General features: G+C 71.1%; 8 protein-coding genes and 1 pseudogene. 6 read left to right on the top strand and 3 right to left on the bottom strand.

The features are described 5' to 3' along the window. Positions 1 to 13 precede the first annotated feature (13 nt). A complete protein-coding gene (locus ACFW48_RS10510; protein ID WP_386313051.1) occupies positions 14 to 1,324 on the bottom strand; it encodes a hypothetical protein in 1,311 nt (436 codons plus the stop codon). A gap of 101 nt (positions 1,325 to 1,425) precedes the next feature. Between ACFW48_RS10510 and ACFW48_RS10505 the strand changes: the two are divergent. The 6 genes and pseudogenes from ACFW48_RS10505 to ACFW48_RS10480 all read left to right on the top strand — a co-directional run. After that, positions 1,426 to 2,418 (top strand): annotated as a pseudogene (locus ACFW48_RS10505) (glycosyltransferase family 2 protein); the annotation flags it as partial. A gap of 1,336 nt (positions 2,419 to 3,754) precedes the next feature. Next, entirely contained in the window at positions 3,755 to 4,126 is a 372-nt protein-coding gene (gene rpsL, locus ACFW48_RS10500) for a 30S ribosomal protein S12 (RefSeq protein ID WP_003948652.1), read from the top strand. A 2-nt stretch (positions 4,127 to 4,128) separates the two neighbouring features. Continuing rightward, a complete protein-coding gene (gene rpsG, locus ACFW48_RS10495; RefSeq protein ID WP_003974303.1) occupies positions 4,129 to 4,599 on the top strand; it encodes a 30S ribosomal protein S7 in 471 nt (156 codons plus the stop codon). 39 nt (positions 4,600 to 4,638) lie between these two features. Continuing rightward, on the top strand, positions 4,639 to 6,765 hold the full coding sequence (gene fusA / locus ACFW48_RS10490; protein ID WP_386312488.1) for an elongation factor G: 2,127 nt from the start codon (positions 4,639 to 4,641) through the stop codon (positions 6,763 to 6,765). Between the two features lie 173 nt (positions 6,766 to 6,938). Beyond that, positions 6,939 to 8,132 (top strand): elongation factor Tu, encoded by a 1,194-nt coding sequence (gene tuf, locus ACFW48_RS10485; RefSeq protein ID WP_055418382.1) that lies wholly within the window; start codon positions 6,939 to 6,941, stop codon positions 8,130 to 8,132. Positions 8,133 to 8,479: 347 nt separating this feature from the next. Further along, positions 8,480 to 9,691: a hypothetical protein gene (locus ACFW48_RS10480; RefSeq protein WP_386312486.1), complete on the top strand. Its 1,212-nt coding sequence runs from the start codon at positions 8,480 to 8,482 to the stop codon at positions 9,689 to 9,691. Between the two features lie 140 nt (positions 9,692 to 9,831). On the opposite strand, the gene ACFW48_RS10475 is transcribed toward ACFW48_RS10480, so the two are convergent. Then, positions 9,832 to 11,223 carry a carbohydrate-binding protein gene (locus tag ACFW48_RS10475; RefSeq protein ID WP_386312484.1) on the bottom strand — a complete coding sequence of 464 codons (1,392 nt, stop codon included), beginning with the start codon at positions 11,221 to 11,223 and terminating at the stop codon, positions 9,832 to 9,834. A 135-nt stretch (positions 11,224 to 11,358) separates the two neighbouring features. Further along, positions 11,359 to 12,306, bottom strand: coding sequence for a LysR family transcriptional regulator (locus tag ACFW48_RS10470; protein WP_386312481.1), 948 nt, complete (start codon positions 12,304 to 12,306; stop codon positions 11,359 to 11,361). Between the last annotated feature and the right edge of the window lie 48 nt (positions 12,307 to 12,354).

The raw sequence follows: 12,354 nt of genomic DNA, 5'->3' as shown, positions 1-12,354 counted from the left end.
GTGCGGAGGGGGGCTACGGCACGCCCAGCTCGAAGATGACGTAGTGCGCGTACCAGCCGGAGGCGAGCGCGGCCGTGGAGAAGAAGACCACCAGGCTCGGGAGCTTCAGGCGGCTGAGGGCCGCGGCGGGGGCGAGGAGCAGGGGGAAGGCGGGCAGCAGGTAGCGCATCGTGTTGCCGAACATCTGCTGGGTGCCGAGGACGGTGACGATCGTCGCCAGGGTGTACGCGACGAGCACCAGCGGGGGCTTCTTGCGCAGCATCAGGGCGATGAGGAACGGCAGCGCCAGGACCAGCTGGAGGGAGAGCAGGTCCGGGGTGGAGAAGGCGAAGTGGTAGTCGCCCCTGCCCACCGCGAGGTTGCGCAGCACGTCCAGGGTGTAGGCGCCGTAGTCGAAGAAGTGCGCCCAGCCCTCGCGCTGGAGCGTGAAGTACGCCGTGGCCTCACCGGTGCTGTAGCCGACCCAGGCGATGTAGGAGAGCAGGCCCAGGGGAGCGACGACCATCGCGTACACGGGGCCGCGCACGCCGTGCTCGCGTCTGGTCGCGGGGCGGGCGAGCGTCACCAGCGCGGCGAGTCCCACGGCGCCTATGAGCACGGCGGACGTGGGGCGGTTCAGGCCCGCGGTGAAGGCGAGCAGGCCGGCCACCACCCAGCGCTTGGTCATGACGGCGTAGCAGGCCCAGGCGGCGATGGCGACGAACAGGGACTCGGAGTACACCGCCCACTCGACGCCCGCACCCGGTGCCACGGCCCACAGCCCCGCGGCGATGGTGCCCGCGCGGGCGCCGGCGACGAGGCGGACCACGGCGAAGATGCCCGCCGCCGCGACGAACGAGAAGACGACGGAGACGAGGATGCCGGAGCCGTACAGGCCGAGGCCCGTGGTCTCCGAGACCATGCGGATCAGCGCCGGGTAGAGCGGGAAGAAGGCGACCGAGTTCTGCTGGACGGTGAACAGGCCGTCCGAGTCGAGCCGCACCAGGGAGGGGCTGTAGCCGTGCTCGGCGACCTGGAGGTACCACCAGCCGTCCCAGGTGGCCAGGACGTCCCACCAGTGGGCGCCGCCGCCGAAGCGCGGGTTCTTCCCCCTGTAGTCCCCGGCGTACTTCAGCAGGGAGGCGAAGACCGTGAGGCCGACGAGTTTCGTGGTGCCGTAGAGGACGAGCGCGGGCAGGTAGGGGCGGGCGCCGTCCGGCAGCGTCGGACGCCAGGTCCGCCAGGTCTGCCAGGTCCGCCAGGAGCGTTCCGGGCGGTCGTCGGGCTGCCCGTCCGGTGCGCCGCGCGACCCGTCGGTCACCGTGTCGTCGGCAGCCGTGTCCATGGCTGTCATCCCCCTCAGTCCACCCTCAACCGTCAATTGCTGCCATAAGATCGCACAAGAGTCGCACATCTGTGCTCGGTGTTCGGGGGAGGGGAGGCGCGGTGCCCGAGGAACGGGACGAGGAACTGCACGAACCGATCGTGCTGTCGGTCGTCATTCCGATGTACAACGAGGAAGAGGTCCTGCCCGCGCTGGTCAGCAGGCTGCGGCCGGTCCTGACGGAGCTGGGCGTCCCCCACGAGGTCGTGGCGGTGGACGACGGCAGCGGGGACCGTACGGCGGAACTGCTCGCCGCCTTCCGGCTGGGCTGGCCGGAACTGCGCGTGGTCGCGCTGCGGCGCAACTCCGGCCACCAGGCCGCCCTCACCGCCGGTCTGGACCGGGCGTCCGGGGCCTACGTGGTGAGCCTGGACGCCGACCTCCAGGACCCGCCGGAGAAGATCCCCGACATGCTGGCGCTGGCCCGCGCCGAGGGGCTCGACATCGTGTACGGCGTCCGCGCCGACCGCAGCAGCGACACCGGGTTCAAGCGCTGGAGCGCGGGCCTCTACTACCGCCTCATGCGGCGCCTGGCGGGCCCGTCGGTCCCCGCGCAGGCGGGCGACTTCCGGCTGCTCAGCCGAGCCGCGGTGGACGCCCTGAAGGCTCTGCCGGACCAGCAGCGGGTCTACCGGCTCCTCGTGCCCTGGCTGGGCTTCCCGAGCGGGCAGGTGACGTACGAGCGCGCGCCGCGCACCGCGGGCCGCACCAAGTACCCGCTGGGCCGGATGATCCGCCTCGCGGTCGACAGCGTCACCGGCTTCTCCGCGGCCCCGCTGCGCATCGCCACCTGGCTGGGCGCCGGCGCCTTCGTGGTCTGCCTGGCGCTGCTCGTCTACACCCTCACCGCCTTCGCCCTGGGCCGCACGGTGCCCGGCTGGACGTCGCTCTTCACCGGCATCGTCTTCATCGGCGGCGTGCAGCTGATCTGCGTGGGCCTGCTCGGCGAGTACGTCGGCCGCATATACACGGCCGTGCAGAACCGGCCCACGTACTTCGTCCGCGACGACACGGCAGCCCGGCCACCGGTCGGGGACGCCGCCACCGACGCGGCCTCGGGCGGGGCGTCCGACCGGCGGTCCGAGTCGGCCGGCGCTGTCTCGGGCGGGGTGTCCGACCGGCGGTCGGAGTCGGCCGGTGGGGCTTCGGGTGGGGCTTCCGACCTGCGGTCCGAAGCGGCCCGCGCTGTCTCGGGTGGGACGTCCGACCGGCGGTCCGAGCCCGCCCCTGGCGCCCCGGGTGCGACGTCCGGCCCGCGATCGGAGTCGGCCGGCGGCGCTTCGGGTGGTGCTTCCGACCGGCGGTCCGAGTCGGTCCGCGCTGTCTCGGGCGGGGTGTCCGACCGGCGGTCGGAGTCGGCCGGCGGCGCTTCGGGTGGTGCTTCCGACCGGCGGTCCGAGTCGGTCCCCGGCGTCACGGACGGCGCCTCCGCCTCGCGGTCCGAGCCCGTCCCCGGCGGCACCGCGGAGTCCGCGTCGGCCGGTGCCGGGCGGGCCGCCGGCGATGCGGACGGCGCCGGCGGCTTCGCGGTCGAGGCGTCCGCACGCGGCGCCGCCACCCGCTCGCCGGGGCCTCGGGAGGCCCCGGCCGTCCCGGCGGCGGGAGCGCGCGTTCCGGTGCCGCGGGTCTGAGGCACGAGGCGGCGGCGCCCGCGTTCCGGCGCCCGGCCCCGTGCGGGACGAGGGCGCCGTCCGTCGTGGCCGGTGCGCGCGTGGCGAAGGGCCCGCGTGGCGGAGAGGCGGCGTGGTGGAGGGCCTGCGTGGTGGAGGGTCCGGGTGGCGGAGGGCCTGCGTGGTGAAGGGTCCGGGTGGTGGAGAGGCCGCGTGGCGGAGGGCCTGCGTGGTGAAGGGCCCGCGTGGTGGAGAGGCCGCGTGGCGGAGGGCCTGCGTGGTGAAGGGCCCGCGTGGTGGAGAGGCCGCGTGGCGAAGGGCCCGCGTGGTGATGGGCCCGCGTGGTGGAGAGGCCGCGTGGCGAAGGGCCCGCGTGGCGGAGAGGCCGCGTGGCGGAGGGCCTGCGTGGTGAAGGGTCCGCGTGGCGGAGAGGCCGCGTGGCGAAAGGCCCGCGTGGCGGGGGGCCGCGCGGGATCCTGGTGGCGCCGGCGGAGCTCCTCGTGTCGAACGGGCGAAACCGGGGCGATCCGGGCGCGGCTGCCGGTCTCGCCCATTTGTTTTGACCGCAGCGAATGCGATAGGTACGCTCAGACCTTGTGCCTGGGGTGTGCCCTGGCCCTCGTGCGTGCCTTCAACCGCAGTGAGGGTCGTGACCGGCCACCGCAATCCGCGCTTTCCTCCGCCTGGCGGCAGGGGTTCGCGGCTTCGACACACCCGACCGCGTGGGTCGGAGATGTTCCAGGTTAGCTTCACCATTCGGCACACAGAAACCGGAGAAGTAGTGCCTACGATCCAGCAGCTGGTCCGGAAGGGCCGGCAGGACAAGGTCGAGAAGAACAAGACGCCCGCACTCGAGGGTTCGCCCCAGCGTCGCGGCGTCTGCACGCGTGTGTTCACGACCACCCCGAAGAAGCCGAACTCGGCCCTGCGTAAGGTCGCGCGTGTGCGTCTGACCAGCGGGATCGAGGTCACCGCTTACATTCCGGGTGAGGGGCACAACCTGCAGGAGCACTCCATCGTGCTCGTGCGCGGCGGCCGTGTGAAGGACCTGCCGGGTGTTCGCTACAAGATCATCCGCGGTTCCCTCGACACCCAGGGTGTCAAGAACCGCAAGCAGGCCCGCAGCCGCTACGGCGCCAAGAAGGAGAAGTAAGAATGCCTCGTAAGGGCCCCGCCCCGAAGCGCCCGGTCATCATCGACCCGGTCTACGGTTCTCCTCTGGTGACCTCCCTGATCAACAAGGTGCTGCTGAACGGCAAGCGCTCCACCGCCGAGCGCATCGTCTACGGCGCCATGGAGGGCCTGCGCGAGAAGACCGGCAACGACCCGGTCATCACGCTGAAGCGCGCTCTTGAGAACATCAAGCCGACCCTCGAGGTCAAGTCCCGCCGTGTCGGTGGTGCGACGTACCAGGTGCCGATCGAGGTCAAGCCCGGTCGCGCCAACACCCTCGCGCTGCGCTGGCTGGTCGGTTACTCCCGCGCCCGTCGCGAGAAGACCATGACCGAGCGTCTGCTCAACGAGCTCCTCGACGCCTCCAACGGCCTCGGCGCCGCTGTGAAGAAGCGCGAGGACACGCACAAGATGGCCGAGTCCAACAAGGCCTTCGCGCACTACCGCTGGTAGTCGCTACCCACATCGAGACCGAGAGAAGACTGAAGCCTTATGGCTACCACTTCACTTGACCTGGCCAAGGTCCGCAACATCGGGATCATGGCCCACATCGACGCGGGCAAGACGACCACCACCGAGCGGATCCTGTTCTACACGGGCGTGTCGTACAAGATCGGTGAGGTCCACGACGGCGCCGCCACGATGGACTGGATGGAGCAGGAGCAGGAGCGTGGCATCACGATCACGTCTGCTGCGACCACCTGTCACTGGCCGCTCGAGGACAACGACTACACGATCAACATCATCGACACCCCGGGGCACGTCGACTTCACCGTCGAGGTGGAGCGCTCCCTGCGTGTGCTCGACGGTGCCGTGACCGTGTTCGACGGTGTCGCCGGTGTCGAGCCGCAGTCCGAGACGGTGTGGCGCCAGGCCGACCGTTACGGCGTGCCGCGTATCTGCTTCGTGAACAAGCTGGACCGTACCGGCGCCGAGTTCCACCGCTGCGTGGAGATGATCTCGGACCGCCTGGGCGCCCAGCCGCTCGTCATGCAGCTCCCGATCGGTGCCGAGGCCGACTTCAAGGGCGTCGTGGACCTGGTCCGCATGAAGGCGCTCGTGTGGTCCGCCGAGGCCGCCAAGGGCGAGATGTACGACACCGTCGACATCCCGGCCACGCACACCGAGGCCGCCGAGGAGTGGCGCGGCAAGCTGGTCGAGGGCGTCGCGGAGAACGACGAAGAGATCATGGAGCTGTTCCTGGAGGGCCAGGAGCCCACCGAGGAGCAGCTGTACGCCGCGATCCGTCGCATCACCATCGCCTCCGGCAAGTCCAGCGACACCACGGTCACCCCGGTGTTCTGCGGCACCGCGTTCAAGAACAAGGGCGTCCAGCCCCTGCTCGACGCGGTCGTGCGCTACCTGCCGACCCCGCTCGACGTCGAGGCCATCGAGGGCCACGACGTCAAGGACCCCGAGGTCGTCGTCAAGCGCAAGCCGTCCGAGGACGAGCCGCTGGCCGCGCTCGCGTTCAAGATCATGAGCGACCCGCACCTCGGCAAGCTCACCTTCGTCCGGGTCTACTCGGGCCGCCTGGTGTCCGGCACCGCGGTGCTGAACCCCGTCAAGGGCAAGAAGGAGCGCATCGGCAAGATCTACCGTATGCACGCCAACAAGCGTGAGGAGATCGAGTCGGTGGGCGCCGGTGACATCGTCGCCGTCATGGGCCTGAAGCAGACCACCACCGGTGAGACGCTGTCCGACGACAAGAACCCGGTCATCCTGGAGTCCATGGACTTCCCGGCGCCGGTCATCGAGGTCGCCATCGAGCCCAAGTCGAAGGGCGACCAGGAGAAGCTCGGCGTCGCTATCCAGCGCCTGGCCGAGGAGGACCCCTCCTTCCAGGTCCACTCCGACGAGGAGACCGGCCAGACCATCATCGGTGGTATGGGCGAGCTGCACCTCGAGGTGCTGGTCGACCGTATGCGCCGTGAGTTCCGGGTCGAGGCCAACGTCGGCAAGCCCCAGGTCGCGTACCGTGAGACGATCCGCAAGGCCGTCGAGCGCGTGGACTACACCCACAAGAAGCAGACCGGTGGTACCGGTCAGTTCGCCAAGGTGCAGATCGCGATCGAGCCGATCGAGGGTGGCGACACCTCGTACGAGTTCGTGAACAAGGTGACCGGTGGCCGTATCCCGAAGGAGTACATCCCTTCGGTGGACGCCGGTGCCCAGGAGGCCATGCAGTTCGGCATCCTGGCCGGCTACGAGATGACGGGCGTCCGCGTCACGCTCATCGACGGTGGCTACCACGAGGTCGACTCCTCCGAGCTGGCGTTCAAGATCGCCGGTTCGCAGGCCTTCAAGGAGGCCGCGCGCAAGGCTTCGCCGGTGCTCATGGAGCCGATGATGTCCGTCGAGGTCACCACGCCCGAGGACTACATGGGTGAGGTCATCGGCGACATCAACTCCCGCCGTGGCCAGATCCAGGCCATGGAGGAGCGGGCCGGTGCCCGTGTCGTGAAGGGCCTCGTGCCCCTCTCGGAGATGTTCGGCTACGTCGGCGACCTCCGCAGCAAGACGTCGGGTCGCGCAAGCTACTCGATGCAGTTCGACTCCTACGCCGAGGTTCCCCGGAACGTCGCCGAGGAGATCATCGCGAAGGCCAAGGGCGAGTAACGGACTACTCCGTTTAACGGACCCCGTTCTCACGCTTTAGGCTTGACCCCGGAGCCTGCATGGGGCATTCCGCCGTAAACCCGGCGGAATGCCCCCGGCACCCGGGCTTTCCAGCAAAGATCACCTGGCGCCGATGAGTAAGGCGTACAGAACCACTCCACAGGAGGACCCCAGTGGCGAAGGCGAAGTTCGAGCGGACTAAGCCGCACGTCAACATCGGCACCATCGGTCACATCGACCACGGTAAGACGACCCTCACGGCCGCCATTACCAAGGTGCTGCACGACGCGTACCCCGAGCTGAACGAGGCCTCGGCCTTCGACCAGATCGACAAGGCTCCCGAGGAGCGCCAGCGCGGTATCACGATCTCGATCGCGCACGTCGAGTACCAGACCGAGACGCGTCACTACGCCCACGTCGACTGCCCCGGTCACGCGGACTACATCAAGAACATGATCACGGGTGCGGCGCAGATGGACGGCGCCATCCTCGTGGTCGCGGCCACCGACGGCCCGATGCCGCAGACCAAGGAGCACGTGCTCCTGGCCCGCCAGGTCGGCGTTCCGTACATCGTCGTCGCCCTGAACAAGGCCGACATGGTGGACGACGAGGAGATCCTGGAGCTCGTCGAGCTCGAGGTGCGCGAGCTCCTCTCCGAGTACGAGTTCCCGGGCGACGACCTGCCGGTCGTCAAGGTCTCCGCTCTGAAGGCCCTTGAGGGCGACAAGGAGTGGGGCAACTCGGTCCTCGAGCTCATGAAGGCCGTGGACGAGTCCATCCCGGAGCCCGAGCGCGACGTCGACAAGCCGTTCCTGATGCCGATCGAGGACGTCTTCACGATCACCGGTCGTGGCACCGTCGTCACCGGCCGCATCGAGCGTGGTGTCCTCAAGGTCAACGAGACCGTCGACATCATCGGCATCAAGACCGAGAAGACCACCACCACGGTCACCGGCATCGAGATGTTCCGCAAGCTGCTCGACGAGGGCCAGGCCGGTGAGAACGTCGGTCTGCTCCTCCGTGGCATCAAGCGCGAGGACGTCGAGCGCGGCCAGGTCATCATCAAGCCCGGTTCGGTCACGCCGCACACCGAGTTCGAGGCCCAGGCCTACATCCTGTCGAAGGACGAGGGTGGCCGTCACACCCCCTTCTTCAACAACTACCGTCCGCAGTTCTACTTCCGTACGACGGACGTGACCGGCGTCGTGACCCTCCCCGAGGGCACCGAGATGGTCATGCCGGGTGACAACACCGAGATGAAGGTGGAGCTCATCCAGCCCGTCGCCATGGAAGAGGGCCTGAAGTTCGCCATCCGCGAGGGTGGCCGGACCGTGGGCGCCGGCCAGGTCACCAAGATCAACAAGTAAGCTCCGCTTGCTTGTCGGTCGACTGACCTGACATGGGTTGATGCCTGAACAGAGGGGCCCGTACGACTTCGGTCGTACGGGCCCCTCTGCCATGCCCCGTTGCCGTGGTCACTCCCGCACGCCCGCGGACTCCACCGGGCGGCGCCGCAGATGGCGTCGGGGCCCGCTCCGGTCGGCCCGCCGTCCAGCCGGCCGTTGACGGGGAAGACCACCCGGTCGGCCTCGGACGGCGCAGCAGTTCTGTCACGAATTCCCCACGGCGGTGCACTCCTCCGCCACGCGACGCCACCATTGATCGTCAGATCGTCGAAAACCCCAGCCCCGCGCCGCCACCCGGAAGTGAGTCCGTGAGTACCGTTCCGCCCTCCGACCGCCCCGACGACGAGTCGGCCTCCTCCCTGTCCGACGAGGAACTGGAGTCGTTCCTGCGGGAGGCCGCCGAGGGCGGTGGCACCTCCGCGCCCAAGGAACCATCCGCGCGGGCGCGGATGGTGGCCCGGCGGTTGCGGGAGGAGGACGAGGCGGCGCGGCGCGCTCACCCCGGCGGCGGTCGTGGTGGCCGGAAGGGGAAGGCCCAGGGGCCGCCGCCCGGCACCCCGCCGGGATGGCGTACGGGCCCGGCAACGCGGGTAGGGAAGGGCGGCGGCTCGCGCCGGCGCCGCTTGGGCGTGGTCGCCGGCGTGGCGGCGCTGGTGGCGCTCGCGGTCGTCGCCGTACGGCCCTCGCTGGTGCTGGACCGGCTGCCCGGCGGGGACGGCGGATCCGAGCAGCCGTTGGCGGCCGAGACCGCGCGACCGACCGGTGCCCCGGGCGACCCCGCTCAGTCCGGGCGGGCCACGCTCGAGCACCCCTTCCGCGGCTCGCCGGCCGAGCGGTGGGCCGAGGGCGCCGACGCCATCGAGATACCGGAGGCGAAGGCACTCTCCGGCATGAGCGAGGAGGACGTGGCGTTCGCGCTGCGCCGCACCAAGGAGCTGCTGGTCGCCGCCAACCTCGACCCCGGCGTACTGCGCGGGGAACGGCCGGACAAGGCGCTGGCCGTCCTCGACCCGAAGCAACCGGAGCTGCTGCCCAAGCTGCGCCGGTCGCTGCGCGCACCGGACGAGGAGCACGACCCGCTCAAGCTCTTCACCCGCTTCGACCCGGACGAGACCCGCCTGGCCGGCGACGTGGTCAAGGTCCGTGGCCGGATGACGTTGGCCGCGGGGAAGCCGGGCGTGGTGAAGGTGAACGCGGACTACACCTTCGTCTACCCGCTGGTGCGGGCGGAGGGAGGCGACGGGGAGGTGGCGCGCACGATCGTCCGCCGCGTGCTCACCCTGACGCTGAACGACCCGGCCACGTGGGACGTGACCGAGGGCAAGCTCCTGCTGGAGAAGTACTTCACGGAGCACGGCAACACCGCCTGCGGCGTCCACGACGGCTTTCTGCACCCCGGGTTCGCCGACGACGGTCCCAGCGGTGAGCGGCCGACCGGGCCTCTGACGGACCCCTACGACCGCAGTCAGCCCCTCACCGGGTCCGAGTCGGAAGACTGCGGGCGGGTCACCCGCACCTGACCCGGACGCCTCCCGCGTACCCGACGACGTGCCCGGGCCCGGGTGCTCTCCCACTGCGCACCCGGGCCCGTCCCGTCGTCCCCGTGGGACGCCCCCCGCGGGTCGTCCCGGGGGCCGTCCCCCGTGGGTCCCTCAGCCGCTCAGACCCGCTGCCACAGCGCCGGGACGTTCGACGGCTCCCAGCCCTGCTGGGCCTGGTGGCCCTGGAGGCAGCGGTAGGTGGCGCCGCCGTACGTCACGGTGTCGCCCGGCTGGTAGACGGTGCCGGCCGCCCAGGTGCCGCCGGGCTCTCCGGGCTCGCCCGGGTCCTCGCCGCCGTCACCGTTCGTCTTCAGGGTGAGGCCGTAGTTCTGGAGCAGCGGGTTGATCGGCTGGTAGAACGTCGTACCGCCGCTGCGGCAGTTGCCCGAGCCGCCCGAGGTGACGCCCTGCGCCTGGCTGCCCGAGATGTACGAGCCACCCGAGTCGCCGGGCTCGGCGCACACCGTGGTGCGGGTGACGCCGCTGATGGTGCCCTCGGGGTAGGTCACGCTGGTGTTGTGCTGCTGGATGGTGCCGCAGTGCCAGCCGGTGGTGGAACCGGAGCGGCACACGGACGCGCCGACCGGGGCCTGGGTGGACCCGGTGACCTGGACGTTCTGGCCTCCGGCGCCGCTGACGTACGGAGTCGCGGTCCACTGGGAGTTGGTCGCCACCCACGCCATGTCACGCCCGGGGAATATGGACCCCTGGAAGGTCCCCTGCGCCACTCGGTTGGCGCCGCTCGTGCTCGCCCCGGCCCGCCCGCAGTGACCGGCGGTGGCGAAGCCCTGCTGGCCGCCCTTGGTGACGGGGAAGCCGATCGAGCAGCGCCCGCTGTTGTTGATGTAGTACGCCTCGCCGCCCCGCAGGTCGTAGAACGGACGGGGCTTCTCGGCCGACTTCTCGACCCGGGCGAGCCCGGCGTCGACACCGGCCGCGTCGAGGAGCGTGCGTGCCGCGGACGGGCGTACGGCCTGCACGGTGACGGTGTTCGTCCGCACGTCGACGTACCGGACCGGCGCGTCGGTGGTGTTCCGGTCGGCGGCGGCCCGGTCCAGCCGGGACTTGGCCGCGTCCAGGTCGGCCAGCGAGTGCCGCACGACCTTCGCCACGGCGCCCTCGGCCTCGATCGTCGCGGCGTCGCCCGCGTCCGTCGTCGCCACGGTCAGCGTGCCGGACTCGGCGCCCCGCACCCACGCGCCCGCGAAGTCGCCGCCGAGCGCGGCACGCAGCCGGCCCGCCGTGGCGCCCGCGTCGGCCTCGTTGACGAGACGGCGTTCGGCCTGCTCCCGGTCGAGGCCGAGGTCGCGCTGCATGGCCCGGAGCAGAGCGGGCGGCGCGGCGTCGGCACGGAGGCTCTCGGCGGCGGTGGGGGCGGTGGGGGCGCCGGATGCGGGGCCGGTGGGTGCCGTCCCGGCGCTCGCGGAGCCGCTGAGCCCGGCCACGAGCAGGGCGGCCGTCGCGGCGACGGCGGCACCCATGGCTCTGGTGTGTCGGTGTCGGTGGGGCATGGGGGATCTCCTCGGTCTCGGTGGGGAGGTGCCGAAACCGTAGGGAGGGACGACCGGCGGCCATAAGACGTCGGTTGGCCCTCTCCCCGGCGTTATGGAAGGCGGGCGAGGGAAGCCAGGGGGGTGATGGGTTGATCAGGGCACGCGGTGCGCCGCCATCCACTCCGTGTAGCTGTCGCTGCTCGCCGCCACCCCCGCGTGCGCCATGCGCGCCTGCGCCAGCACGGTCGCGGCGGTGTCCTGCCGCTGCGTCACGGCGTGCCAGCCGAGCAGGTGCCGCCAGGCCAGCGGCGTGCCGGTGAGCGGCCGGGTGACGATGCCGGGCGTGGTCGGGAACGTCGCCCGGCACAGCCCGACCGCCCGTCCCACCTGCACCAGATGCACCAGGGACGCGGTGTCGGTCTCGTACATGCGGCGCGGGGTGAACCCGGCGCGGGCGCACGACGCGGAGAAGCAGTCGCCGAAGCAGCCGTCGCCGGGTACGCAGGCCCACTCCTCGCCCGCCAGCTCGGTCAGGTCCACCTCCGGCCGGTGGGCGAGCGGATGACCGGCGGGCATCATCACGAACACCGGGTCGACGGCGACCTCCCGCCAGACCAGCCCCTCGGCGCCGGGCGGGGCGGCGGAGCCGCAGGTCCCGGCGAGCGCGAAGTCCAGCCGTCCCTCGGCGAGCTGCTCGGCCAGCTCCCGCTCCGACCAGGAGGTGCAGGTCGTCATCCGGGCGTCGGGCGCCACATCGGCCAGCCGGTCGACCAGCGCGCCCAGCAACGGACCGTGCGTACCGCCCAGCCGAAGCCGCTCGGCGGTGCGCGGCGCCCGCGCGAACCGGGCCGCCTCCTGCTGCAACTCGGTCACCGCGGGCAGCACGATCCGGCTGCGCTCCAGCACCAGCTCGCCCAGCGCGGTGGCCCGCACGCCGTGCCGGCCGCGCACGAACAGCGGGCCGCCCAGGGCTCGTTCGATCCGCTTGAGCTGTGCGCTCAGCGCGGGCTGCGCGAGCCCGAGAGCCGTCGCCGCCCTGGTGAGGCTCCCGGCGTCGGCGATGGCCCGTACCGTCTTGAGATGCCGCAACTCCAGCTCCATGAGGGGAGCTTGCGACGAGGTAGGGGCGGGGGCAAGAGGTTGGTCCGG

This window comes from Streptomyces sp. NPDC058812 (assembly GCF_042744565.1).
In the GTDB taxonomy this organism is placed as follows: domain Bacteria; phylum Actinomycetota; class Actinomycetes; order Streptomycetales; family Streptomycetaceae; genus Streptomyces; species Streptomyces thinghirensis.
This window is presented reverse-complemented; position numbering and strand designations above follow the sequence as displayed.